Origin of the sequence: Alteriqipengyuania lutimaris, assembly GCF_003363135.1 — a bacterium.
Taxonomy (GTDB): Bacteria; Pseudomonadota; Alphaproteobacteria; order Sphingomonadales; family Sphingomonadaceae; genus Alteriqipengyuania; species Alteriqipengyuania lutimaris.
In genome coordinates, this window is record NZ_QRBB01000001.1 from 2,020,796 (window position 1) to 2,045,582 (window position 24,787).

The window sequence follows — 24,787 nt, forward strand, 5'->3', positions numbered from 1 at the left end:
TGTTGGTGACGTGGCCCTAGCGCGGAATATCGACGTAATCGAGCTTTTGCATGATCGCGATGCGTTCGCCCTGCATTTCGGCGGGTACGGGCTGCGTCTTGAGCGCCCAGGCCATGATGTCGACATCGTCGTAATCGAGCAGCCTTTCGAACCAGACGAGGTCGTCCTCGGCCCAGTCGGCGTGGTAGCGATCGAAATAGCCGCCGATCATGTAATCGGCTTCGCGCGTGCCGCGGTGCCAGCTGCGGAATTTCGCGCGGGCGAGGCGGGCTTCGAAGGTGGGGGCGGTCATGGCTGCCCTTTAACCCCTGCGCCTTCATTCGTCATCCCTATGCAGGCAGGGATCCATCCGAGGCTGGCGGCCCGCGATATCGACAGCTTATCTGGACCCCTGCCTGCGCAGGGGTGACGACCGGATTTGTGGTGGAGTAAGGCTACGCCAATGCGGCCCGAAATCCTCAACCCCCTGTTTGCCGAGGTCGACACGCTGGACGGTGTCGGCCCCAAGCTGAAGAAGCCGCTCGAGAAACTGCGCTGCACGCGGGTGCGCGACATTGCCTACCACTGGCCCGACCGCTTCGTGACGCGCCGCCCGGTCGACAATCTGGACGACGCGGGCGAGGGCGAGCAGATCATCGTCGCGCTGACCGTGACCGAACATCGCGCGGGTGCCTCGCGGCGCGCGCCGTACAAAATCCTCGCCACCGACAGCGCGGGCAACGTGCTGGCGCTGACTTACTTCGGCCGGTCGAGCTACACCGCGAAAAAGCAGCTGCCGGTGGGCGAGAAGCGCCGCGTGGCGGGCAAGCTGGAGCGCTATGGCGACATGCTCCAGATGGTCCACCCGGACCATGTTCTGACGATGGAGGATGCCGCGCTCGGGCAAATGCGCGAGCCGATCTACCCGCTGGCGGAAGGGCTAACCCAGCCGCGCATGGCGAGCCTCGCGGCGCAGGCGCTCGATCGCCTGCCCGCGGTGCCCGAATGGATCGAGCCCGGCATGCTCGCGCAGCAGAAATGGCCCGCCTGGGCCGACGCGCTGCGCAGCGTGCACGCGCGCGATGACGAGACCGCGAAGGACCGGCTCGCCTACGACGAACTGCTGGCAAATGCGCTCGCGCTGCAACTGGTGCGCGCGGATAATCGCAGGAAGCGCGGCCGCCCGCTGGCAGGCGACGGGAGCCTGCGCAGCAAGCTGCAACTGCCGTTCCCGCTGACCGGCGCGCAGGAGCGCTCGATCCGCGAGATCGAGGGCGACCTCGCGCAGGACGCGCCGATGCTGCGCCTGCTGCAAGGCGATGTCGGCGCGGGCAAGACCGTGGTGGCGCTGCACGCGATGCTGGTCGCGGTGGAAGCGGGCGCGCAGGCGGCACTGCTCGCCCCGACCGAAATCCTCGCGCGCCAGCATTTCGAGACGCTGCGCGAGATGGCGCGGCCCACCGGGGTCGAGGTCGCGCTGTTGACGGGCCGCGACAAGGGCCGCTCGCGCGAGAGCATCCTGATGGGGCTGATGGACGGCAGCATCCAGATCGTCGTCGGCACGCACGCGATTTTCCAGGAGGCGGTGCAGTACCGCGACCTCGGGCTGGTGGTGGTGGACGAACAGCACCGCTTCGGCGTTTCGCAACGGCTCCAGATGGCGGGGAAGGGCAAGCGCCCGCCGCACACCCTTTCGATGACCGCGACCCCGATCCCGCGCACGCTGACGCTGGCGAACTACGGCGAGATGGAAGTTAGCCGGCTCGACGAACTGCCGCCCGGCCGGCAGGCAATCGACACGCGCGTTGTCGGGATGGATCGCCTGCCCGAAGTGGTCGAGGCGGTCGGGCGGCATCTCGCGAGCGGCCAGCAGGCCTATTGGGTGTGCCCGATGGTCCGCGATGAGGAGGGCATGGAGAAAGCCGCGGCCGAGCAGCGCTTCGCAGCGCTCAAGGCGCGGTTCGACGACGATGCCGTGGTGATGGTCCACGGGCAGCTCGACCCCGAGGTGAAGGACGCCGCGATGGCGCGGTTCGCCAGCGGACAGGCGAAGCTGCTGGTCGCCACCACGGTGATCGAGGTCGGCGTCGACGTGCCCGCCTCCACGCTGATCGTGATCGAGCAGGCGGAAAGCTTCGGCCTCGCCCAGCTGCACCAGCTGCGCGGGCGTGTGGGGCGGGGGAGCGAGAAGTCGACCTGCCTGCTGTTGCGCGGCAACCAGCTGTCCGAGACCGGCCAGCGCCGCCTCGCCCTGATGCGCGAGACGCAGGACGGGTTCCGTATCGCCGAGGAAGACCTCGAACTGCGCGGCGGCGGCGAACTGCTCGGCACGCGGCAGTCGGGCGACACGCCGTTCCGCATCGCCACGCTCGACCAGATGCAGCGCTTCCTCGACCCCGCGACCGCCGATGCCAAACTGCTGATGGACCGCGACGCCGGGCTGGAAGGCGAACGGGGCGAGGCGGCGCGCATCCTGCTCTACCTGATGGAGCGCGACATGGGCGTGCGCACGCTGCGGGGTGGGTAAGGAAAACTCTCCTCCCTTGGGGGAGGGGCTGGGGGTGGGTGCTCTGCCCTCTCGACCCGAATAAACCCCCACCCAGCCTCCCCCTCAAGGGGAAGGAGCGGGTCGCGCATCACCTCAGCGGGCAGTTTCCTACTTCACGCGCAAAGAGTAATGAGGCGGCGGCTCTTTCCCATCGTCGTCCACCTCGCTCTCGCACGCAGATTTTCACGGCCAAAAACCCGAAAGTGTCACCCGAATGGATATAACATGCTGAGAGATAAAGGTTTTCCGAGGGTGACACCTGGGTGACACCTGGGTGACACGTGTCACCCGTGTCACCCGCCGTGGGGGAGGAGGTTATGTCGGCTCCGACAGCCGTTCCACCAGCGCCTTCGCCGCCGCGTCGACATCCTCCCACGTATATTCGAACTGCTCCTCGCCGTCGTGATACGGGTCCGCGATCGCCGCGCCCTCGCGCCCGGGCACGAGGTCCATCAGCAGAGAGACATGCACGCGCGATCCCTCGGGCCTCAGCGCCTCGATATTGCGCAGGTTCTGATGATCCATCGCGAAGATATGCGTGAAGCGGTCGAAATCCTCGACCACCAGCTGGCGGCCCGCGTAGCCCGATATGTCGATCCCGTGCTTGGAGGCTTCCTCGACGCTGCGCGGATCGGGCGGGCTGCCCACGTGGTAGTCCGCGGTGCCCGCACTGTCGGCTTCCGCCTCCAGCCTGGCCTTTTCCGCAGCGTCGCGGAACGCCGCTTCGGCGAGGGGGGAGCGGCAGATATTGCCAAGGCATACGAACAGGATTGCGGGTTTTTCCATGGCTCCGGCCTACTGGACGCACGCCGCCGGGCGCAATAGGGATTGCCGCAAACAAGGGGAACCACATGAAGCACCTGCTCGCCGCCACCGCGCTCGCATTCACCATAGCCAGCCCGCTGACCGCCGGCCCGGTGGAGGATTACAAGGAACTGCGCGAAGACGTCTGGCAGGACATGCTCGACGACAATCCTACCTTGGCGACTTCGGTTGGCGATCGGCGCGGCGACGGGCAGCTGGGCGACCTCAGCATGGCGGCCTATGATCGCAACGTCGCCGAAGACCGCGAATTCCTCGCGCGGCTGAACGCCATCGACGAGAGCGCGCTGCCCGAGGACCTGCGGGTCGACTACGCGATTCTCAAGTCCTCGCTCGAAGATGGAATCGAGGGCGCGCAGTTCGACCAGACCCGCTACGTCCTGTTCACCAATCGCGGCGGCTGGTTCAGCTGGATCGCGTCGCTGCCCTACAGCTCCCCGCTCTTCACTAGGGCCGACTACGAAAGCTACGTCTCGCGCCTCGAAGCCTATGGCGCCCAGAACGAAGCCGGGATCGCTCGCAGCCGCGAGGCGGTGGCGCGCGGGCTGACGCAGGCATGCGGGCCGATGGAAGGCGTCGAGGACCAGATCACCGGCCAGATGGCGGACAACCCCGAGGAATCGGGCTTCTGGCGTCCCTTCGAAAAGCGCCCGTCGACCATTTCGGAAGCCGACTGGGCAGCCTTGCAGGCCCGTGCCCGCGCCGCGCTGACCGATGTGGTGTTCCCCGCCTACGAGGATTTCCTCAGCTTCTACACCGAGGAATACGCGCCCGAATGCCGCACCGGCCTGCCCGGTGTCGCCGAAACCGCCAATGGCGATGACTACTACGCCTATCGTGTCCGCAGCTTCACCACGACCGACATGACGCCGGACCAGATTCACCAGCTCGGCCTGTCCGAAGTCGCGCGGATCCGGGCCGAAATGGAGCAGGTCGCGGCCGAGGCCGGGTTCGACACCCGCGAGGCCTTCGTCGAACACCTGCGCACCGACCCGCAATATTACATGACCGACGAAGCCGAGTACGAACGCTATGTCGGCGCGCTGGCCAAGCAGATCGACGGCTGGATGCCCAAGCTGTTCGGCACCCTGCCGCGCCAGCCCTACACGGTCCAGCCGATCCCCGCCGCGCAGGCGCCGGGCAACACCACCGCCTATTACGAGCCGGGTTCGCTCGAAACCGGGCAGGCGGGCATCTACCGCATCAACCTGACCGAGCTGGACCAGCGCCCTCTGTGGGAACTGCCGGCGCTCGGCGTGCACGAGGCGGTGCCGGGCCACCACCATCAGATCGCGCTTCAGCAGGAGCTCGACCTCCACCCGCTGCGCCGCAACGGCACCTTCTTCACCGCCTTCGTGGAAGGGTGGGGCCTCTATTCCGAGCGGCTCGGGATCGAGATGGGGCTGTACGACACCCCCGCCAAGCAGATGGGACGGCTGAGTTACGAGATGTGGCGCGCCACCCGGCTGGTGGTCGATACCGGCATCCACTCGAAGGGCTGGACCAAGCAGCAGGCGGTCGATTTCATGACCGAGAACACCGCGCTTTCCGCCGCGAATATCGATGCCGAGGTCAACCGCTACATCACCTGGCCCGGCCAGGCGCTGGCCTACAAGATCGGCGAGCTGAAGATCCGGGAACTGCGCACCCGCGCGGAAGAGGCGCTGGGCGACCGGTTCGACCTGCGCGCGTTCCATGACGCAGTGCTGAAAAACGGCGCGGTCCCGCTGGATGTGCTGGAAGAGCATGTCGATCGCTGGATCGCGGAGCAGCAGGCGGGCTGAGCCTCCAAACTCGTCATTGCGAGCGACCGGAGGTCGCGCGGCAATCCATTGTCAGGCGTCGCAGCTTGTTCGGACCGCTTTAGAGGAAGCGAAGTCTGGCCATGGATTGCTTCGGTGCCCTTCGGGCTCCTCGCAATGACGAGTAAGCTAGGGTTCCGTCCGCTCCAGCACATCGCGCACGATGGCGTGAATGTTCACCACCGCGCCGATCCGCGCGCCGAGCAGGGCGGTGCCGCTGACCTTGCGCTGGACGAACAAGGTCTCGGCAGGCGGGATGTGCCAGATCGCCTTGTCCTGCGCGATGGCGATGCCCTCGTCGCGCAATGCGGGGACGAAGCCGCGGTCACCAAAGTCGAACGGCGCATCCTTGGCCATTTCGCCAAGGATGATGTCGATCATCCGGTCGATCGCCTCGCCGTGCTTGTCGACCACAGCAGGCGACATGAACTTCGCTTCGATCGCGGCCTGCTGCACGCCCTCGTGATCCCGATCGAGTCCGGCGCGCAGCAGGTTGCGGTAGGATTGCTGGACCTGCGCATCGACCTCTCGCGTGGCGCCGAAATCGAGCAGCACGATCTTCCGGTCCGCATCGCGGTATCGGTAATTCGCGAAGTTGGGGTCGGTCTGCATCAGGCCCCATTCGAACAGCTCACGCGCGACGAGTTCGATCACCTCCGCGAAGACGGCATCGCGCACGTCCTGCGGCTGGTCACCGAGCTGTTCGACCGGGCGGCCTTCCTCGTAACTCATCGCGAGGATGCGGTCGCGGGTCAGCTCTTCGTCGAGCGTAGGGACAACGAATGCCTCGTGTCCGGCGAGCAACTCGCCGTAGCGCTCCATCATGCGGCCTTCGCGGCGGTAGTCGGCTTCCTCGTGCAACTGCTCCTTCGCTGCGGCGAGGAGCGGCTTGATGTCGAGTTCCTTGGGCAGGAGGCCTGTGATGCGCAGCAGCGTTGCGACATTGTCGACATCGGAATCGATGCTCTGCTTCACGCCCGGGTACTGGACCTTGATCGCCAGCGTGCGCCCGTCACGGGTCAGCGCGCGGTGCACCTGGCCGATGCTGGCGGCGGCGATCGGACGGGGCTCGAAACGGCGGAAGTTCTTGCGCCAGTCCGCGCCCCATTCCTCCGCCAGCACCCTGTCCAGCTGTCGAGGTGGCATGAAATCCGCATTGTCGCGCAGCTTGGCAAGTATCTCGGACAGCTCGGGCCGCAGGGCATCGCCCGCGTCCATCGAAAGCATCTGCCCCATCTTCATCGCCGCACCGCGCAGGTGCGACAGGCGCTCGGTCAGGCGGCCGATATTGCCGGGGGTGAGGACAAGGTCGTTCATCCTGACCTGCTCGCCCGAAGCGACGCGGCGGGCGCCTTCGGCCAGCATGCCTCCGGCCACCCCGCCTGCCAGGCGGCCGAAGCCGCTCAGCCGCCCGAAGCGGGAGGAAGGGACTGCGCGGTGGCGGCCCCTGTTGTCGCGCTCCAGCGCCATGCCCTTATGCGTAGTTCACGTAGAGCGAATAGATGAGGCCGGGGATGTAGAAGATCAGCGTCAGGACGAGGCTGATGAGAAATTGCGTGCCGAGGCCGTGCTTGAGCGCAACGCCGAGCGGCGGAAGCAGGATCGTGGCGATAAGAATCAGAATTGGCATAGAAAAGTTCTCCTTTGCCTTCTCAACCGTGCCGGACGGGCGCTGTTCCGCCCTTGCGCCGATTGGCGTCAGGAAACCTCGCCGGCACCCGTCGCTTCTTCCAGCCCGACGACGATGATCGTTCGTCCGCCGCCGAACTCCTCGCGCACCACGATCAGCCCCTGCCGCTCCATATGTTCGAGCAGACGCCGGATGCGGCTCGGCGATGAACTGCCGTAGACGCGTGCCAACTCGTCCTCGTCGGGCGCGGGGCGACCCTGGGCCGCAGCGACCGCGATCGCGAGGTAGGGGGCGAGCACGTCCTCCGGCACGGCCTGGGAAAGCTCTTCGATCGCGTCGCGTGCGGGCTGCGGAAGGTCGTGCAGCCCCGCGCTCGCGAAGGCGAACAGGCGGCGGAACTCGAGCATGTCGACATGCGCGCTAGGCACGCCTTGTTGGCGGCAGCGCTGCGCGAAGCTGCGGAACAGAGCGGCGGAGGACTGGAAGGTGGCGCCTTCCTCCGCTGCGAGATCGGCGATGATCTGAGAGAGCGCGTCGGCGCTGTCGCCGGTGTCGGTTCGAGGTGCCTCCTCGGTCGGGGGATCGCCCGATCCGTTGCCCTCCAAGCTTTCCCCACCGGCTGCATTCGCGGCAGCACGCTCGGAAATCGCCTGCTCGATCTCGGGTGTGCGCGGGGGCGGGGGAGGGGCCGGCGCCGGGGCAGGCGTGGTCGCTTCCTCCGCCAGTTCGGAGTGGAGCAGCGCCTCCAGCTCCTCGCCCTTCGCTTGCGGCAGCGGCATCAGGCCTTCGGCGGCGTTCTTCCCGCCGGTCCGCACGTCGCCGATGTGGACTGCGATCGGGCGGCGGCTGATCGCAGGGCCGAGGCCCAGGAAATGGCCGCGCTGCAGATCGCGGATACGCTCTGCCTGCCGGCGGTCCATGCCGAGCAGATCGGCCGCGCGTTGCATGTCGATGTCGAGGAAGGTTCGGCCCATCAGAAAGTTCGAGGCTTCGGCGGCGACGTTCTTCGCCAGCTTGGCCAGGCGCTGTGTGGCGACGATCCCCGCGAGGCCGCGCTTGCGCCCGCGGCACATCAGGTTGGTCATCGCGGACAGGGTGAGGCGGCGCGTGTCCTCGGCCATGTCGCCTCCAGCAGAAGGCGCGAACATCTGCGCCTCGTCGACCACCACCAGCGCCGGATACCAGTGCTCGCGCGGGGCATCGAACAGCGCAGCCAGGAACAGCGCGGCGCAGCGGATCTGTTGCTCCACTTCCAGCTCGTCGAGCGCGAGCACGACCGAGACGCGGTGCTGGCGTACACGCCCCGCCAGCGCCTCGATCTCGCGCACCGAATGGGCGGCGCCGTCGATCACGATATGGTCGAATTCGTCCGCCAGGCTGGTGAAGTCGCCCTCCGGGTCGATCACCACTTGCTGGACGAGGCCGGCGGTCTGTTCGAGCAGGCGGCGCAGCAGGTGCGACTTGCCCGAGCCCGAGTTGCCCTGGACGAGCAGCCGCGTCGCGAGCAGTTCGGCAATATCGACGGACACGCCCTGTCCGGACGAATCCGTGCCCATTTCGATCTGCGACCTCATACCCCTAGCGAATAGGTGGCGAGGGGCGGCGCGCAAAGGCGGATCGGGCAGTTATCCCGCTCTCGCTGCGCGCCGCCTGCGATCGCGTCAGACCGCTTTCAGCCCCTCGTCGAGCTGTGCGATCAGATCCTCGGCGTCTTCGACCCCGCACGAATAGCGCAGCAGCGTCTCCGAAATGCCCAGTTCAGCACGCTGCTCCGCGGTGCACTCGACATGGCTGGTGACCGACGGCGGGCCGATCAGCGTGTTGACCGAGCCAAGGCTGGCCGCACGGTGGACATATTTGAGCCCGCCGACGAAGCGCTTGAGCGCGTCGAAGTCGCCATCGACCGAGAAGCTGAGCATCCCGCCGAAGCCGGACATCTGTCGCTTCGCCACCTCGTGCTTGTCGTGGCTTTCGAGCCCCGGATAGAACACGCTCGCCACCTTCGGGTGCTGATGCAGGAACTTCGCCACGGCGAGGCCGGTCTCGTTCTGCTTCTTCACGCGCAGGTCGAGCGTCTTCATCCCGCGCAGCAGGAGATAGGCGGAGAAGGCGGACAGGACGGCGCCGCAGATCTCGCGGTGCTCATAGACAGTCTTCACCAGATCCTCGCGCCCGATGAGCACGCCGCCCATCGCATCGTCGTGCCCGCCGAGATACTTGGTCGCCGAGTGCAGCACCAGATCGGCACCGAAGGCCAGTGGCTGCTGGTTGATCGGGGTCGCGAAGGTGTTGTCGACCACCACGATCGCGCCCCGTTTCCTGGCCGCGCGGATCGCCCGGTCGAGATCGATGATCTTGAGCGTCGGGTTGGTCGGGGTTTCCAGATAGACCAGCTCGCAGCCCTTATCGATCGCCGCGTCGATCGCGTCGGCATCGCTGGTTTCGACCAGATCGACCTCGATATGCATGCGCGGGAGCGTATCCATGAACAGGCGGCTGGTGCCGCCATAGCTGTCCTTGATCGAAACCACGCGGTCGCCCGGTGACAGCAGCGAGAGCAGCGTGTTCGAAATCGCCGCCATTCCGCTGGCAAAGGCGATCGCCTTTTCCCCGCCTTCGAGGATCCGGCATTTCTCCTCGAACACGCCTACGGTCGGGTTCGTGTTGCGACTGTAAATATACCCTTCGGCCTGCCCCAGTGCGACCGCGGCCCATTCGTCCATATCCTCGTAGGCGAAGGGGGCGCTCTGCACGATCGGCACCTGCGCGGCCCCGAAGGCCAGCGGCTTTTCCTCGCCCCCCCACACGGCGATGGTGGCGGGCTTCTGGTTGATGATGGACATGCGGTCTGCCCCGTTCGCGGGCGTGTAATCGGCCATTATCTCAATCCTCGTTCGCCAGCGTTTCGTCGGCGTAGATCGCCTCTTGCGCCGGGTAGTCGCTGCTGGCCGCGCCCCGATACATTCCTTCGGTGTTCATCGCGAAGGCGACGCGCCCCATCGCGTCCATCGCGATCAGGCCGCCGTCGCCGCCCAGCGCGCCGATCGACCCGATCGTATCGTCGGCCGCCTGTGCGATGCTCTGTCCGTTCCACGCGACCCGGTCGCACACTTGGCGGCCCGCGCTCTCTCGGATGAAATATTCGCCGGTGCCGGTGCCCGAGACCGCGCACTTGCCGTTTGCGGCGTAGGTGCCCGCGCCGATGATCGGTGAATCGCCGATCCGGCCCCAGCGCTTGCCGGTGAGCCCGCCAGTCGAGGTGGCGGCAGCGAGGTTGCCGTCCTTGTCCAACGCCACCGCGCCCACCGTGCCGAAGCGATGCGTGGGATCGAGCGCGAGGGCGGAAAGGTTGTCCCGGCGCCACTCCTCGATTTGCCGCCAGCGGTGCTCGGTGCGGAAGTAGGACGGATCGACCTGCTCGATCCCCTGTTCGCGGGCAAACTGATCCGCACCGTCGCCCGACAGGAGTACGTGGCGCGAATTTTCCAGCACCGCACGCGCCAGTGTAACGGGGTGTTTCGTGGTGCTGACCGCCGCAACCGCGCCTGCATTCAGGGTCGCGCCGTCCATGATCGCGGCGTCGAGCTGGTTGCGACCTTCGGCATCGAACACCGCGCCGCGTCCCGCGTTGAACAGCGGATCGTCCTCGAGGATCCGCAGCGTCGCTTCGACCGCGTCGAGGCTGGTGCCGCCGTTTTCGAGAACTTCGGAGCCTGCTGCCAGCGCCGCCTGCAGGCTGGCGCGGTACGCCGCTTCCATCTCGGGCGTCAGGTCGCCGCGCTCGATCACGCCCGATCCGCCATGGATGGCGAGCGACCATTCGCGCCGCGCGGGCGGGGCGGGAACATTGCTCAACTCGCCGCCGCTGACCTGCGCAGTGCCGGAGACAGCAGGGTTGCTGACGGTCATATGGGCGAGATCTGCCCGGCTCTGCTTCCCGATGGCGGTTAGTTCGACCTGAGCCCATTCGAGTGCGCCGCTGTCTTCAAAACCCGGCGCGCCCTGTGGACGGACGAGCCATGCATGCCCGTCGCTGGTCGTATGGAGGCGTGCGGTTCCATCGGCCTCGACGCACAGCGCAGTGTCCTCGTCGATGCCGAGGCCGATCGCGTCCGTGTTACCCGCAGCTCGCGCCTGCGCCAGGAAAGCGACCAGCCGGCCGAGCCGGTCGCGCTCGCTGAAATGCGTGTCGGTGATGACATTGCCAAGGAAAGGCGCGGTGAGAAAATCGCTCACCAGCGTCACCTTAGAGCCCCTCGGATCGGCGAGTGCTTCGCGCGAATCGACCGCCTCTTCGGCCAGTGCGCCGTATCCGGTGCCGCCCAGGATCGCGAGGCCTGCGCTGGTCCCGCCAATCGGGCGACCCGCGGCCATATGAGCGTTGAGCGCAATCTCGACCGGCGTGTCCCGCCAGAAGCGCACATATTTCGACTGGTCGCCGCCTGCGATGAAAATTCCGTCGGCATGGGCGAGAATCTCGCCCACTCGCGGGTCGAAGGCGGCGTCGCGGTTCGCAAAGACCAGCGTCTGGACCGACGCGAGCCCGCCGATATTCTCCATCAGCCATTCGCCGTCGCTGCCATCCTGCGAGGCGCGCAGGATGACGAGGTGGCCGCCGCCTGCCTTGCCCGCGAACCAGCGCCACGCGGGCTTGCTCCAGTCAGACCCGCCGATCAGCAGCAGACCCGGCGACGGCACACCCGGCGTTGGATCCGACAGGTCTCCGGTCTCGTAATAGGTGTAACCGGGTGCGTCCCTGGCCTGGGCAAGGCCTGGCAGCAGCAGGGATAGGGCAGCGAGAAGCGCGACGACCAAACTTCTGGGTTGCATGTATCGACCTCCCAAAGCGACCGGACCGATTATGGGAAAACGGCGCATCGGCGGCCGGAATGCCACACGCCCGCTTGCCCCTGTCAAACGATTCGACCGGCGCCAGCTTCGCAGATAGGTTGGATTGAATCAGGACTAATCGGCATATCCAGAGACAGATTTTGTCGCTAATGAGCCCAGGGAGGCCAATATGAGGAATATCGACGCGGCAGACGCCCGCCTGCTCGAGGCGGTGCAGGCCGATGCGCACCTGACGGCCGAACAGCTCGGCGCCGCCTGCGGACTGTCTCCCACCGCCGCGCTCAAGCGATTGAAACGGCTGCGTGCGGACGGCATCATAGAGCGCGAGGCGGCGATCGTTTCGCCGCGCCCGCTGGGCTACAACATCATGGCGCTGGTGATGGTGACGCTCGATCGCGAGGATCGCGGCGTGATCGACCGGTTCAAGCAGGACATCCGCAACACGCCCCAGGTCACCAACGGCTATTACATCACCGGCGATGCGGATTTCATCCTGACCGTCGTGGCGCGCGATATGGACGAGTACGACGAATTTACTCGTGACTTCTTCTACGACCGCCATCCGATCAAGACGTTCAAGACCTGCGTGGTGATGAGCGTGGTGAAGACCAACGGGCCGCTCCCCGTGCACAAAGATGCGTAATCTGTAAAAAGTCTCTCTAGAACGACAAAATCTGTCGTTCGACGAAGCGGATTTGCCCGAAGCTCTGAACCCGGCGCGATATAGTTTCCGGCAATGATCCTTTGCGCGGCGCATCCGACAGAGAACGCGCGCGTCAGGGGATGGCCGCTCCGCCAATCGGTGGAGACGGGAGGGGACGCCGGTTCAGGCGAAGTAATCAAGGTCGCGGGTGCGCTGCACCCGAGGGGGAACATTTTTATGCGCCGAATCTCAATTGCCATCGCGCTGGCAGGCACCAGCCTGATCGCAACCGCCGCCGCCGCCCAGAGTGCGGATCCGGCGCCGCAGGCGGACGCGGACGACGATACGCTCGAACTGCGCGACGACGACGCGCCCGAGCAAGGCAATGTCATCATGGTTCTGGGCTCGCGCATTCCGCGCTCGCAAGAGGAAGGGCCCGCGCCGGTCACGGTCATCAGCTCGGAAGACATCCTCAGGCAGGGCTATGGAGACGTCCCCGAACTGCTGCGCTCGGTCACCCAGAACAACGGCGAGACGCAGAGCACGCAAAGCTACGGCGCGAACACCTTCACGCCCGGCGCCAAGCAAGTGGACCTTCGCGGGCTCGGCCCCAACCATACGCTGGTGCTGGTCAACGGCCGCCGCGTCGCCGATTTTCCCATGCCCTATGGCGGGAACAGCAACGTCGCCGACATCTCCAACATCCCCATCGGCCTGATCGAGCGGGTCGAAATCCTTAGCGGCGCGGCTTCCGCGATCTACGGATCGGACGCGATTTCGGGTGTGGTCAATTTCCAGCTCAAGCAGGAACCGGACGGCACGCGAATCGATGCGCAGGTTGGCCTGACCGAGGATGGTGGCGGGGAATCGTGGCGCATCACCGGGTCGACCGGCTTCCGGTCGGGGCCCTTCCACGCGCTGATCGGCGCGCAGTACAGCGCGCAGCGCCCGCTATGGGGCTACGAGCGCGAAATTCAGGATTCGACCGCCGACAATTCGACGACGGAGGATCCGCTCGCCTACCGCAACTTCGTGCGATACGATTCGGGCGGCTACTACATCGATCCGGGCGCCTCGACCTGCGCCGATCTGGGCTTCACCAACCAGGGCACCACCTTCTACGCGTCGCGCGATGGATACGGCTTCGACGTCGACAACGGCTATGCCGCGACCGACGGCTATTTCTGCGGCAGCAACGAAGCGATCGCCTATGGCCAGATCCTGTCGGACCGCGACCAGATCAGTCTCTATGGCTCGGCGGGCTATGAACTGAGCTCCACCACCGATCTCTTCCTCGACGCGCAGTTCGGCTATTCGGATCTCGAACTCTTCAACGGCTTCAAGACCTGGTTCTACGTCGCGCCCGACGGGAACGAGGAGGGGCTGTTCTACAACCCGCAATATCTCGATCCGATCGACACCTACTGGCTCGATCAGCTCGACGGGTGGAGCCGGACGTTCACCCCCGAGGAGATCGGCGGATTCGAGAACGGGATGATCCAGAACGAATCCTACACGTTCAACATCACGCCCGGCATTCGCGGGCAGATGGGCCTCGCCGGGCGGCAGTGGGATTACGAGCTCTATTTCAACCATGCCAGCTACAGCTCGCGCATGGCGTGGCCCGAAATCGTGATCGACAAGGCGAACGACCTGTTCCTCGGCCAGCCGATCGACGATCCGGACAACATCACCGGCTACCAGCGCTTCGATGCCGACCCGACGCGCCTGTTCACCGCACTGACCCCGGCCGAATATGCGAGCATCCAGGAATACACGGTCTACGAGCCCAAATCGTGGGTGAACAATATCCAGGCGAACATCACCACGACCAGCCTGTTTGAGCTGCCGGCCGGGCCGGTCGGGTTCGCCGTGGTCGCCGAAGCCGGCAAGGCGGGGTACGAGATCAACCCCGATCCCAAGGCGCTGACGCAATACTACGTCGGCATCCAGGATTCGGACGGCGAGGGCGATCGCGAACATTGGGGCATCGGCGCGGAAATGCGCGTGCCGGTATTCTCTTTCCTCAGCCTGACCGGCGCGGGCCGTTACGACGGATACAATTACGCGGGCAACAATTTCGGCGAGTTCACCTATAATGCGGGCGCCGAATTGCGGCCCACCGACACGATCCTCGTGCGCGGAGCGATCGGTACGGGCTTCCGCGCACCCGACCTGCACTACGTCTATCGCGGCCCAGGCACGGTCAACGGCGGCGGCGCGGACTATTACAACTGCCGCCTCGAACAGACCGACCCCACGCTCGCCGATTGCGTCAATACCCGTTACGAGGGCTTCATCCAGCAGCGCAGCGGCAACCGCGAATTGCTGCCCGAAACCGCGCAGTCGGTCACTGCGGGGATCGTCTGGGCACCGGGCCGGATCTTCGACATCTCGGTCGACTATTTCCGCATCCGGATGGAAAACCAGGTCCTCAACCTCGACACCAACAGCCTGCTGATCGACGAGGCGAATTGCCGCCTCGGCACCGATATCAACGGCGGCACGATCGACACGAGCTCACCCACCTGCGTCGACGCGCTCGAGCGAGTCCAGCGCTATGAGTCGGGCGCGTCGGCTGGCGAACTGCAAAGGATCAGCGTCGTGCCGATCAACGTGGCGCGCGAGCGGGTGGAGGGGATCGACGTCGCGCTCAACAGCCGTTTCGGCATGGGGCGCGCGGGCGATGTCGCGATCGGCGCCAGCTACACCTACGTCTTCGACCACAAGATACAGCAGTATCCGGGCGATCCGACGCTGGACAAATACGTGCCCCTCAACGGCTACGAAATCCCACGCGACAAGGGCAAGGCGTACCTCACGTGGAGCCTTCCGCGATTCTCGACCACGATCACCGGCATCCGCATCGGCGAGATGACCAACTGGAACTGGGACGACAAGATCGACGAAAGCTATTGGTTCAACCTGTCGGCCCAGTATGATGTCACTGAGCGGATCCGCCTGTCTGGCACGGTCAACAACCTGTTCGATCGCGACCCGGTCGAGGACCCGAGCCACGCGAGCTATCCCTATTACAACGGATCGTGGTTCGATGCGGTCGGGCGCCGCTACTACCTTCAGCTGACCTACAAGTTCGGCGGGGAGGCGCTCTGATCGGCAGGGTGATTGACCCGGTGCGATGTCGATCCGACAAGGGAGGCTCCCCATCGTGATGGAGCCTCCTTTCGTGCCTCTCTTCGTCCGCGCCTTCTCCATCGCAATTGCCGGCCTTGCGCTGGTCGCAACGACCGCCGCGCAGGCGAGCTATGCCTATTACGTCGGCAAGGACCTGACCGAAGACGGCAGCGTGATGGTCGGCGGGACGGGCGAGGAGGTGTCGAGCCACTGGCTCGAGATCGTGCCCGCGAAGGACCACCCGACCGATGCGACGATCACCGTCGGGGTGACGGCGGACGCGGTGATCCCGGGCGAACTGATCGCGATCCCGCAGGCGGCGCATACCTTCCGCTACATGCAGATGGCCTATACCGATTTCGAAGGTTTTCCGCCGCCGCTGACCAATGGCGGCGTCAACGAGCACCAGGTTGCCGTCCGCGACGTCTGGGCGCCGAGCCGGCAGGAACTGGTCGACATGACCCCCCGCCCGCAGCGCGGGGTGCAATATTCCGACCTCGCCCGCATCGTGATGGAACGTGCCCGCACCGCGCGTGAGGGCGTCGAGATCATCGGCGATCTGATCGCGGCGCACGGCTTCGCGACCTATGGCGGCAACACCCACCTGATCGCCGACCCCGACGAAGGATGGGTCGTGTGGGAGTTCGCGGGCGGGCAGGGCCTGTGGGTGGCCGAACGTCTCGGGACCGACGAGGTGCGCGTGCTCTACCCCGGCGGGATCGGCGAGATACCGACCGAGCTTGCGGGCAATCCCGATTACCTTGCGTCGGACAATTTCATCTCCTTCGCGATCGCACAGGGCTGGTACGATCCGGTTTCGGGCGAGCCGTTCAACGTCCAGCACGTCTATGGCGACCAGAGCATCCGCGATTTTCGCGATCCGGGCATCAAGCTGATGTCGCCCGCAGCGATGGAGGCGGCGACGCGCGCGATGGCGCCGGTCAGCGAGGCCGATCTGATGGAACGGGTGCGCGATCCGCGCGTGGTCGATGACGACAGCGGTTACGGGCAGGTCGTCGGCCTGCGCTCGGACCTCGCAGACCCCGACCTTATCCGCGTCTGGAACGCTCCGACAGGTTCGGTCGCCGCGCCGTTCAACGTGTGGTGGATGGGCATCGAGAAGGTGCCGATGGAATATGCGCAGCATCGCTATCTGACCAAGGACTCGGCGGCGACCTTCCTCGATCCCGATTACCAGATGCAGGAGGCGACCCGCTTTGCCGGGCGCACCTTCAAGCGGGTGATGTATTATGCATGTTCGGCCCCGGACCGCCTGCTGCCGCCGGTGACCGACATGCTGACGGGTTTCGAGCGCGAGACGCGCGGCGATCTGGAATGGGTGGAGCGGACCGCGCGGGCGATGATTGCCAGTGGCGACCGAGAGGCGGCGCGTGCGCTCCTGACGCACTATGCCGAAACCCGCGCCATTGCCGCGCTCGACATGGGCGACACCATGGCCGGCGCGCTCGACGCCTATACGCGGCTCGTGACCGACCGGATCGCGCCGGAGGGCAAGCGGATCAACACGCTCGACCCGACGGTCAACTGCCTTGCCGATGGCGACCCGGATATCGCCGAGTAAACGGCATTCCCCGGATCAGAACCAGGCGCGCAGGCCGATCAGGGCCTTGAGGCCGTCGGGGTCTTCGCCGCCAGCGCGCGCGATGTCCGCCGTCTCGCCCAGCTTCGCCTCGTATTCGACGCCGATATAGGGCGCGAATTCGGGCACGATCTCGTAGCGCAGGCGCAGGCCCGGCTCGATCTTGGTGACGCCTGCGCCGATCTCGCGCTCGGGAATGTCCTGCGCGGCGAATTCGGCCTCGATGCGGGGCTGGAGGATGAGCCGCTGCGTGATCTTCTGGTCGTATTCGCCCTCGATCCGCGCGGTCAGGTCGCCCCGGTCGGACAGGAACAGCGCCCCTTCGACATGGAACATGTAGGGCGCGAGGCCGGCCACGCCGACCACCAGATGCGTGAGGCTGTCGGGTTCGGGATCGAACCGCGCACCCGCCTGCAGATCGAAGAAGGGGCCGATCGCGCGGCTGTAGAGCGCCTGGATTTCGGCATCTTCCAGCGCGCCGCCAATCTCGCCTTCGCCTTCGGTCTTGAGCACGAAGCGGTTGATGTCGCCGCCATACCAGCCTTGCGCATCCCACACGTAGCCGTCCTCACCGCCGTCGGTCGCGATCCGCGCCTCGAGCCGTTCGACGAGGATCATGCCCGTGCTAATCCCGCCATGCTCGCGCGCGAGCTGGCGACGCGCGGGCGCCATCGCCCCGCTGCCCCAGATCGCATCGGCGGCATGTTCCGGCCCTTCGAGCGCGCGCGGCGGGAGGGCATCCTCGGGCGCTGCGCCCGGAGCGGACTTGTCGGCCATGCCACCATGCGAGCCGTGGCTCATCCCGGCCATCGTGTCGTCCATTGCCGCGGTAGGCTCCGCGTCGTCCTTCGGCGGGCATTTTTCGGGCGGGAGGTGGCCCATCGCGCAGTGGTCCATTTCCGGCTGCGCGTCGGCGTCCATTCCGTGCGCCGAATGATCCTGTGCGGCGAGCGGGGCGGCGAAGAGCATGCCGCCCGCCAGCAGTGCGGCGCGCATCATGCCCCGCCTCCTGCGGGGAAGGGCCGCACGGTCACCACCTGCATCATGCCGGCATGCATGTGATAGAGCAGGTGGCAGTGGAAGGCCCAGTCGCCCGGCTCGTTCGCGGTCAGGTCGAAGGTGGCGGTGCCGCCCGGTTGCACGACCACCGTGTGCTTGAGCGGCTGGTGCATGTGGTCGGCGCCGTTGACGAGCTCGAAAAAATGACCGTGCAGGTGGATCGGGTGCGCCATCATGGTCTGGTTGACCAGCTTCACCCGCACCCGCTCGTCGTAGCCGAAGCGGATCGGATCGTCGGTAACGGCGGTAAATTTCCTGCCGTCGAAGCTCCACATGTAGCGTTCCATGTTGCCGGTGAGATGGATCTCCATCTCCCGGTCGACCTCACGGTGCGGGTTCATCCGCTTCGCCTTGAGGTCGGTGTAGCGCAGCACGCGGTGCGAGACATTGTCTAGGCCGAGGCCGGGGAAGTGCATCCGGTCCATCGGCATGGGCGCGATCATGTCCACGCCCGGGCCGACCTTCACGTCGTCGGGCACGAGGGACTTGTCGCGCATCGAGTGGTCCATCCCGCCGCTCATGGCTTTTGGGCCCTCCATCCCGGCCATGCCCGAATGGTCCATCATGCCCATATCGACCATCGACAGCGTCGGAATTTCGCGCAACGCGGGCGGGGTCGCACGGTGGCCCTTGTGCGAGGTGAGGCTGGCCACGCCCATGCCGCTGCGGTCCACCGCCTCGGCGACGATCGCGTGGCTGCCATCGGGCGGGGTCACGACGACGTCGTAGGTCTCGGCAACACCGATCTGGAATTCCTCAACCTCTACCGGGTCCACGTCCTGCCCGTCGGCCGCGATGACGGTCATCGGCACGCCCGGGAGGCGCACGTTGAAGAAGGTCATCGCCGATCCGTTGATGACGCGCAGGCGCAGGCGCTCGCCCGGATTGAACGCGAGTTGCAGATCGTCGGCAGGCCCGTGGCCGTTGATGAGGAAGGTGTAGGTGCTGCCGGTAACGTCCGAGATGTCGCGCGGGTTCATCCGCATCTCGCCCCACATACGCCGCATTTCGCCGGGCATCTCGCCTTCGGTCGCGGTCAGCATCTGGCGCTGGAAATAGTGCTCGCCCACCTTGAGCTTCCGCATGATCTCGTGCGGATGCATCGGCGTGAACTCGCTCAGCAGCACGACGTAATCGCGGTCGTAGCGCGGATCAGGGTCGGCGCTTTCGACCACGATCGGCCCGTAGTGCCCCGCCTGTTCCTGCAGGCCCGAGTGCGAGTGCCACCAGTAGGTGCCGCTCTGGCGGATCGGGAATTCGTAGGTGAAGCGCTCGCCCGGGCGAATGCCCGGGAAGCTGACGCCGGGCACGCCGTCGAACTGGAACGGCACGAGCAGGCCGTGCCAGTGGATCGAGCTGTCCTCCTCCAGATGGTTGGTGACGTGCAGCCGCACGTTCTGGCCTTCGCGCAGGCGGATGAGCGGCCCGGGCACGGTGCCATTGACCGCTACCGCGTGGCCCGAACGGCCGCCGGTGCTGAAATGGTGGTTGCGAATGGCGAGCTCGATATCCTCGCCCGCGACTTCGCCGAAACCGTTTTTGGCATGGGTGAGCGACGCGCCGCGCGCCCAGGCGGGCATGGGCAGGGCGCTGGCTGCGGCGAGTGCGGCGGTGCTGCGGATAAGGTTGCGGCGGGAGATGGGGGGCATGGGGGCGTGCAACTCTGTTGATCCTGTGCTGCACCACATATATACCCCCATGGGGTATGACAACTGGACCTAGGGCCATGAGCGCAACAAATACGAGCACCGCAAAAACGGCAGACGGGAAGACCGCGAAGATCAACCGGCTGAACCGGATCGCGGGGCAGGTGCGCGGCCTCGCGCAGATGATCGAGGACGATCGTTACTGCATGGACGTGCTGCACCAGATGCAGGCGGTCAAATCGGCGCTCGCCAAGGTGGAGACGCAGGTCCTGAAGGATCACGCCGCCTGCTGCGTGGCCGAAGCCATCGCCAGCGGCGACGAAGCCGACCAGCGCGAGAAATTCGAAGAGCTGGTCGAGCTGTTCGCCAAGCGGCGCTGACGCCTATTCGGCGCCGGTCAAGCCGGCATCCTCGCGGGCCTTTCGGCGCAACTCTGCCGTCAGCTCGGCGGTACGAGGGGGGAGGGCGGTTCCATCGCCCTGTTCGCCGTTCTCCTCGATATCTTCGAGCAGCATTTCCATCTGCGCGATTTCCTTCACCTGCGCCTCGATGATCGCATCGGCGAGTTCGCGCACGCGCGGATCGCTGATTTCGGCGCGGCGACTGGTCAGCACGGCGATCGAGTGATGCGGGATCATCGCCTTCATCCATGCCTCGTCGTCGACCGTCGCCTGGCTGCGCGCGAGAAACAGGAACAGGATGAAGCCCAGTACCGCGCCCGCCATGACCAGCACCTTCGTTATGAAGGTCTTGTACATGCCCCACATGAAGCCGAGCATGATGACGATCATCGCCATGCCCATCATCAGCGCCATCCACATGCGGGTCTGGCTGAACCAGATGTGCCCGGCCTCGTAGACGTTCGAATATTTGAGCACGAACATCGTGACGATGGACGTCGCGATCATGGCCGCAAAGGTCGGCCACTTGCTCTGGTGTTGCCGATCGTTCGTGGTCGCGTTTTCGCTAGCCATAATTGCCTCCTTGTCAGGAAATACACCCCCGGGGGGTATCGGGTTCCGAAACAGGAGGCGCTTGGAAACTGCTCGCCATCGTCGAATTTCTGGTTCGCGATAGAGGACCTAGGTGCCCGACATGGGCGTCCTCTCCGGCGGCGGCGCGCCGAGTCGCGGGGATCATTGGCGAAAGCGAAGAAAATTGGTCGGGGAGAGAGGATGCGAGTCCACTTTTCCGACCATCTGCAAAGCCAGGAAAACCGCAGGCTTGCACCACCGAAATCCGGTGGGTGAACCAGCATGTGACATGCGCCGGGGCAGGGTGCAAGCCCGAGATATCAACATGTGGTCGTGAGCCCGGAAGCACAAAACGGGAAGGGCAAAACTGAGCCAGTCGGGACGCCGACTAGGGGCCACCTTCTGCTGTTCTGCTTTGCGAGCACAGGGCCTCAAGCCTTCCTTCCCGCTGCAACCTATTTCTCCTCATCACAGCCTACGTGCTGGACGTCTTTCTCACTGCGCCGGTTTCGGCTAGCTCTATTTCCAGGGGGAAAGTGCATTGTGACGGACCAGACGATCGACGGGACGCCCGAGAAGCACATCTTTCGCGGTATGATCGCGGATTACGATATGCGCACCGGCCTGTGCGAGCTGATCGATAATGCGCTGGATTTCTGGGGCGCTGGCGGCCGCAGATCCAAGGTTACTATCGATCTGGTTCTAGACGCTGCGCGGCAGATCATCACGGTGAAGGACGACGCCGGAGGGGTTAGGGAGGAAGATCTGCGGCTGCTGATCGCGCCGGGTGCGAGTCGCGAGGCGTCTGAGGAGAACCGGATCGGGATCTTTGGTGTCGGCGGCAAGCGGGCCGGAGTTGCTCTGGGCGAGCTGGTTGAGATCCGTTCCCGTCATGGGAATGGTCGCAGTTTCAAGATCAGGATCGACGACGAGTGGCTGCAGGACGAAAGCTGGGACATCGGCTATGGCGACTGCGCCCAGATTGAGGCCGGAACGACAATCGTTGAGGTGTCGAAGCTCCGCCAGCCGTTCGGGAAGGCCGATGTCGACCGCATGGCTAGGAGCCTCGGCGAGATTTATGGCCGCTTCATCGGACCAGACTGCGAGATCAGGCTCAACGGCGCGGCGGTCGATGGACTGACTTTCGAAGTTTGGTCGTATCCGCCCGATTATCCGCCGCGCACGCTAGGCTTTACCATCAAACCTGACGGCGAGCGCGATCTCCAGGTGGTGATGAACGCGGGGCTTATCGGGGACCGCGACCCTGAGGGCGAAAACTACGGCGTTTACATCTATTGCAATGACCGATTGATCGTGAAGGAGATGCGTGAGCGCGACGTCGGATACTTTGTTACCGGAGAGGCCGGCGTGCCGCACCCTGACGCATCGTTGTGCCGGGTGATCGTGCGTCTCGAGGGCAGCCCGGAGCTTATGCCGTGGAATAGCAGTAAGAGCGGCGTGAATATCGCGCACCCCTCGTTCATGCAGCTCCGGGCAAATGTGATCGCGCTCGTCAGCTACTACAGCAAGTTGTCGCGCCGGCTAAAGAACACATGGGAGGAGGACGTCTTCGCGCACTCAGTCGGAGAGGTCGAGGTAGTCGACGCCGACGAGATCATCGACGGGGCGAGGCTGGTTTTGCCAAAGCTCCCGCGGGGACGGCGCGCGTCATATCTCGAGAGAGCGCGACAGCTCAACGCGACCATCATGGCAGACCAGCCGGTTACCGTTGGGCTGGTCGAGGCCATGGTGATGGTCGACTCTGTGAAGCGTGTGAAGGTTGAAACGCGCAACCGCGCGGCGCTAATCCTCCTGGACAGCAACTTTGAGATCGCCCTTAAGGAGTTCATCGTCACGAACAAGGCCGCCTTCCCTCCCAAGGCTTATAGCGACAAGCAGATCAAAGCGATCCTCGGTCAACGAACGACCGTTATCAAAGAAGTGCGAGGGAAGATTTCCGGCCTGACGCCGGCGATGGTGACGAAAGCCGAGTTCTACTACGGACTGCGCAACAAGCTAATACACGAGAGGACGACGGTGCCGATCAGCGACCGCGAGGTGGATGACTACCGGAAGCTGGTCGAAGAAGTCCTAGAGCTATTGTTTGGCCTCTCTTTCCCGACAGGCTGAGTGCGCGGCATCAAACGCCAAAATCGGGCGGGGGGAACCCATGCCGCGCGAGGACCTGCTGGGCCTCGCTCACGATTGGCTTCTTGGCTGGTGTCAGCAGCGGCCCCGCCTGCTCGATCATCGCTGCGAGCTCCTGAGCAGCGGCGTCCGCTGCTTGCGTGCTCTCATCCGCCTTTCGCTTGGCCGCTGCGAGATCATGGCGCTGGCCAACCAGCCACGTCGCCCATTCTGGGGGCTCCTTCTTCAGAAGGTCCGCGACTGCGGCTGGAAGAGCCCTTTCGGCATTTGGCGTGACCGAAATACGCCCGTTGGGCGAAACGCTCACTTCTTCAGATAGAGCCTCCAAGGCCTGCATCGCCGTGAACCATTTGTTCTGCTCTTCGCGCTCAGCCTTCGTCACGAAGGCGTCAAACTCCGCGTCCTGCAGCTTCTTCTGTGCTTCCGCCGCGACCTTCGCAGCGGCCTTCTCAGCGGCCTTCTCGGCTTCCGTAAGTCTGCTCGTCCTGACGTTGAACTGGACCAACCTCTTTTCGTGCTCGGCGCGATCAGCAGCGTAAGTGGCTTGGTTATGCTTCAGCTCGGCTTCGCGCTTGTCCAACGCTGCATCCCGCTTTGCCATTACCAGTTCGCGCTGCGCCAAGCTGGCAGCCATGTCTCGTAATTTCTGCAGAGTGGTGGCGATGGTTCGGGCGATGGCAATGATGTAGTCTGGCCACTTGGTGGCTTGTGTGACCTTTTCATCCTCGGTCATCTTCGAGCTGGACATTGTGAAGGTGTTGCTGGCGATCCTCAAGTCCAAGCCATTGGCGTCGTCAGAGGCGCGAGCGACGAGGGCAAGTTGCTTTTGATGCAGAGCGCGCTTTTGCGCATCTGTCTCGCGGTCTGCCTGTCTGGCTTCGCGATGGGCGGTGGCTTCAGCCAATGCCGCCTCCGTTGCGATCCGGTTTTGCCGGCTTGCCTCGGCATCGACCAGTGCCTTCCTGCCGTTTTCAGCGACTTCGGCAGTGCGTTTGGCAAGTTCGTCTTCTTGTCGCTTCAGGGCTGCTTTTATATCTTCCACTTCGTGATTGGTGCGTTCTTGCTCCTGCATGGCTATGCGGGCTCTCTCGTCAGCCTCGAGGACTATCCTCTCGGCTTCGGCGCGGCTCTGCTCAAGGAGAATCCCATCATGCTCGGCTTTCGCTGCAGCGGCGCGCGCGCGCCTGAGCTCTGCCTCAATCTGCCTCTCTTTTTCCGCCAGCTCCTCCATGCGTAGCTGCTCGGCAGTCTCCCAGTCGGAGCCCGCGAATTTTTTGGGCTCCCCACGTTTAACTCCCTCCAGGCCGACGGTGTTTTTGAGGTAGTCATAGAGCGCATCCTGAAGCGCACGCCCCGTATCCCATTTGTGCTGTTTCCGACCATATTTGTCAGCCACAGCCTTTAGGTCTCGCGTCATGGAGACTGCGAGTTTTTCGGTGTGCTTGGTCCTTTTGAGATATTTCGGCGTAACGAACAGATCGACGTTCGTTCGCCCCTTCTCATCGCGATCGACCCGATCTGCGAAGATCGCATGGGAGCCGAATACGGTTTCAACGAACCCGCGCGCATATTTCAGCAAGGTGTCCGGATTTTCGCCGTCTATCAAATTTTTGGGAAGTTGGACCAAGACATGAATGGCAATGGCCTTGGCCGTCGGCACGAATGCATCGGCAACGTGAGCTTTATACAGTTTTTCGAGGTCAGGTCCGGTTGTTGTCACGGGCGGAGCTTCGAACACCGCGCGTGATTTGCCAGTAGCGTCCAGGCGCTTACCGTGACGTTCGGCTTTGCGAAGTTCTGAAAGGTTTAGCTTTTGTACTCTGACGGCGCCGGCGCAGCCGGAAACGGGGCTGAGCTTCATGATCCACCCCCGGCGAAAGCAGAGGTAGAAAAAAAGGAGTACACGCTACACTTTTTTCCCGCAGGGAAAAAAGGCGTGCCAGGGGAGAG

Annotated in this window: 18 protein-coding genes; 7 read left to right on the plus strand and 11 right to left on the minus strand. The window is 64.7% G+C overall.

Features of this window, described 5'->3' with window-relative positions; translation table 11 throughout:
* Positions 1-16: 16 nt before the first annotated feature.
* Entirely contained in the window at positions 17-292 is a 276-nt protein-coding gene (locus DL238_RS09665; protein WP_115492066.1) for an FAD assembly factor SdhE, read from the minus strand.
* A 150-nt stretch (positions 293-442) separates the two neighbouring features.
* Between DL238_RS09665 and recG the strand changes: the two genes are divergently transcribed.
* Positions 443-2,506 (plus strand): ATP-dependent DNA helicase RecG, encoded by a 2,064-nt coding sequence (recG, locus tag DL238_RS09670; protein ID WP_115492067.1) that lies wholly within the window; start codon positions 443-445, stop codon positions 2,504-2,506.
* 336 nt (positions 2,507-2,842) lie between these two features.
* Here recG and DL238_RS09675 read toward each other — a convergent pair whose 3' ends face one another.
* Entirely contained in the window at positions 2,843-3,313 is a 471-nt protein-coding gene (locus DL238_RS09675) for a low molecular weight protein-tyrosine-phosphatase (RefSeq protein WP_115492068.1), read from the minus strand.
* A 65-nt stretch (positions 3,314-3,378) separates the two neighbouring features.
* On the opposite strand from DL238_RS09675, the gene DL238_RS09680 reads away from it, so the two are divergent.
* The gene (locus DL238_RS09680) at positions 3,379-5,133 is read left to right on the plus strand and encodes a DUF885 domain-containing protein (RefSeq protein ID WP_115492069.1); all 1,755 of its coding nucleotides are present in this window, start codon (positions 3,379-3,381) and stop codon (positions 5,131-5,133) included.
* A 147-nt stretch (positions 5,134-5,280) separates the two neighbouring features.
* Here the strand turns inward: DL238_RS09680 and DL238_RS09685 are convergent, their stop codons facing one another.
* The 5 genes from DL238_RS09685 to DL238_RS09705 form a co-directional block, all read right to left on the minus strand.
* Positions 5,281-6,621, minus strand: a complete 1,341-nt coding sequence (locus DL238_RS09685) for an ABC1 kinase family protein (protein ID WP_115492070.1) — start codon at positions 6,619-6,621, stop codon at positions 5,281-5,283.
* A 4-nt stretch (positions 6,622-6,625) separates the two neighbouring features.
* Positions 6,626-6,781, minus strand: a complete 156-nt coding sequence (locus DL238_RS09690) for a YqaE/Pmp3 family membrane protein (protein ID WP_115492071.1) — start codon at positions 6,779-6,781, stop codon at positions 6,626-6,628.
* A 68-nt stretch (positions 6,782-6,849) separates the two neighbouring features.
* Positions 6,850-8,355 carry an ATP-binding protein gene (locus tag DL238_RS09695; RefSeq protein WP_115492072.1) on the minus strand — a complete coding sequence of 502 codons (1,506 nt, stop codon included), beginning with the start codon at positions 8,353-8,355 and terminating at the stop codon, positions 6,850-6,852.
* Between the two features lie 87 nt (positions 8,356-8,442).
* Complete coding sequence (locus tag DL238_RS09700) at positions 8,443-9,660, minus strand: cystathionine gamma-synthase family protein (protein WP_115492073.1); 1,218 nt, start codon at positions 9,658-9,660, stop codon at positions 8,443-8,445.
* Between the two features lie 4 nt (positions 9,661-9,664).
* Entirely contained in the window at positions 9,665-11,611 is a 1,947-nt protein-coding gene (locus tag DL238_RS09705; RefSeq protein WP_115492074.1) for an isoaspartyl peptidase/L-asparaginase, read from the minus strand.
* Between the two features lie 190 nt (positions 11,612-11,801).
* Here DL238_RS09705 and DL238_RS09710 point away from each other — a divergent pair, with 190 nt between their 5' ends.
* From DL238_RS09710 to DL238_RS09720, 3 genes are all read left to right on the plus strand, one after another.
* The gene (locus tag DL238_RS09710) at positions 11,802-12,275 is read left to right on the plus strand and encodes an Lrp/AsnC family transcriptional regulator (protein WP_115492075.1); all 474 of its coding nucleotides are present in this window, start codon (positions 11,802-11,804) and stop codon (positions 12,273-12,275) included.
* A 237-nt stretch (positions 12,276-12,512) separates the two neighbouring features.
* The gene (locus DL238_RS09715) at positions 12,513-15,389 is read left to right on the plus strand and encodes a TonB-dependent receptor domain-containing protein (RefSeq protein WP_181883885.1); all 2,877 of its coding nucleotides are present in this window, start codon (positions 12,513-12,515) and stop codon (positions 15,387-15,389) included.
* Between the two features lie 73 nt (positions 15,390-15,462).
* A complete protein-coding gene (locus DL238_RS09720) occupies positions 15,463-16,992 on the plus strand; it encodes a C69 family dipeptidase (protein ID WP_234031030.1) in 1,530 nt (509 codons plus the stop codon).
* Positions 16,993-17,007: 15 nt separating this feature from the next.
* Here the strand turns inward: DL238_RS09720 and DL238_RS09725 are convergent, their stop codons facing one another.
* Positions 17,008-18,009: a copper resistance protein B gene (locus DL238_RS09725; RefSeq protein WP_115492078.1), complete on the minus strand. Its 1,002-nt coding sequence runs from the start codon at positions 18,007-18,009 to the stop codon at positions 17,008-17,010.
* Positions 18,006-19,718 (minus strand): copper resistance system multicopper oxidase, encoded by a 1,713-nt coding sequence (locus DL238_RS09730; protein WP_115492079.1) that lies wholly within the window; start codon positions 19,716-19,718, stop codon positions 18,006-18,008. Before DL238_RS09730 ends, DL238_RS09725 begins: the two co-directional genes overlap by 4 nt.
* A 77-nt stretch (positions 19,719-19,795) precedes the next feature.
* On the opposite strand from DL238_RS09730, the gene DL238_RS09735 reads away from it, so the two are divergent.
* Positions 19,796-20,095 (plus strand): metal-sensitive transcriptional regulator, encoded by a 300-nt coding sequence (locus DL238_RS09735; RefSeq protein WP_115492080.1) that lies wholly within the window; start codon positions 19,796-19,798, stop codon positions 20,093-20,095.
* A gap of 3 nt (positions 20,096-20,098) precedes the next feature.
* Here DL238_RS09735 and DL238_RS09740 read toward each other — a convergent pair whose 3' ends face one another.
* Complete coding sequence (locus DL238_RS09740) at positions 20,099-20,689, minus strand: DUF305 domain-containing protein (RefSeq protein ID WP_115492081.1); 591 nt, start codon at positions 20,687-20,689, stop codon at positions 20,099-20,101.
* Between the two features lie 543 nt (positions 20,690-21,232).
* On the opposite strand from DL238_RS09740, the gene DL238_RS09745 reads away from it, so the two are divergent.
* The gene (locus DL238_RS09745) at positions 21,233-22,819 is read left to right on the plus strand and encodes an ATP-binding protein (protein WP_199798042.1); all 1,587 of its coding nucleotides are present in this window, start codon (positions 21,233-21,235) and stop codon (positions 22,817-22,819) included.
* Positions 22,820-22,829: 10 nt separating this feature from the next.
* On the opposite strand, the gene DL238_RS09750 is transcribed toward DL238_RS09745, so the two are convergent.
* A complete protein-coding gene (locus DL238_RS09750; RefSeq protein WP_147291008.1) occupies positions 22,830-24,698 on the minus strand; it encodes a coiled-coil domain-containing protein in 1,869 nt (622 codons plus the stop codon).
* Positions 24,699-24,787: the final 89 nt, after the last annotated feature.

Excerpts from the sequence above, each read along its gene's own strand:
- DL238_RS09665 (WP_115492066.1), bottom strand. The coding sequence starts at position 292 with ATGACCGCCCCCACCTTCGAAGCCCGCCTCGCCCGCGCGAAATTCCGC.
- recG (WP_115492067.1), top strand. The coding sequence starts at position 443 with ATGCGGCCCGAAATCCTCAACCCCCTGTTTGCCGAGGTCGACACGCTG.
- DL238_RS09675 (WP_115492068.1), bottom strand. The coding sequence starts at position 3,313 with ATGGAAAAACCCGCAATCCTGTTCGTATGCCTTGGCAATATCTGCCGC.
- DL238_RS09680 (WP_115492069.1), top strand. The coding sequence starts at position 3,379 with ATGAAGCACCTGCTCGCCGCCACCGCGCTCGCATTCACCATAGCCAGC.
- DL238_RS09685 (WP_115492070.1), bottom strand. The coding sequence starts at position 6,621 with ATGGCGCTGGAGCGCGACAACAGGGGCCGCCACCGCGCAGTCCCTTCC.
- DL238_RS09690 (WP_115492071.1), bottom strand. The coding sequence starts at position 6,781 with ATGCCAATTCTGATTCTTATCGCCACGATCCTGCTTCCGCCGCTCGGC.
- DL238_RS09695 (WP_115492072.1), bottom strand. The coding sequence starts at position 8,355 with ATGAGGTCGCAGATCGAAATGGGCACGGATTCGTCCGGACAGGGCGTG.
- DL238_RS09700 (WP_115492073.1), bottom strand. The coding sequence starts at position 9,660 with ATGGCCGATTACACGCCCGCGAACGGGGCAGACCGCATGTCCATCATC.
- DL238_RS09705 (WP_115492074.1), bottom strand. The coding sequence starts at position 11,611 with ATGCAACCCAGAAGTTTGGTCGTCGCGCTTCTCGCTGCCCTATCCCTG.
- DL238_RS09710 (WP_115492075.1), top strand. The coding sequence starts at position 11,802 with ATGAGGAATATCGACGCGGCAGACGCCCGCCTGCTCGAGGCGGTGCAG.
- DL238_RS09715 (WP_181883885.1), top strand. The coding sequence starts at position 12,513 with ATGCGCCGAATCTCAATTGCCATCGCGCTGGCAGGCACCAGCCTGATC.
- DL238_RS09725 (WP_115492078.1), bottom strand. The coding sequence starts at position 18,009 with ATGATGCGCGCCGCACTGCTGGCGGGCGGCATGCTCTTCGCCGCCCCG.
- DL238_RS09730 (WP_115492079.1), bottom strand. The coding sequence starts at position 19,718 with ATGCCCCCCATCTCCCGCCGCAACCTTATCCGCAGCACCGCCGCACTC.
- DL238_RS09735 (WP_115492080.1), top strand. The coding sequence starts at position 19,796 with ATGAGCGCAACAAATACGAGCACCGCAAAAACGGCAGACGGGAAGACC.
- DL238_RS09740 (WP_115492081.1), bottom strand. The coding sequence starts at position 20,689 with ATGGCTAGCGAAAACGCGACCACGAACGATCGGCAACACCAGAGCAAG.
- DL238_RS09750 (WP_147291008.1), bottom strand. The coding sequence starts at position 24,698 with ATGAAGCTCAGCCCCGTTTCCGGCTGCGCCGGCGCCGTCAGAGTACAA.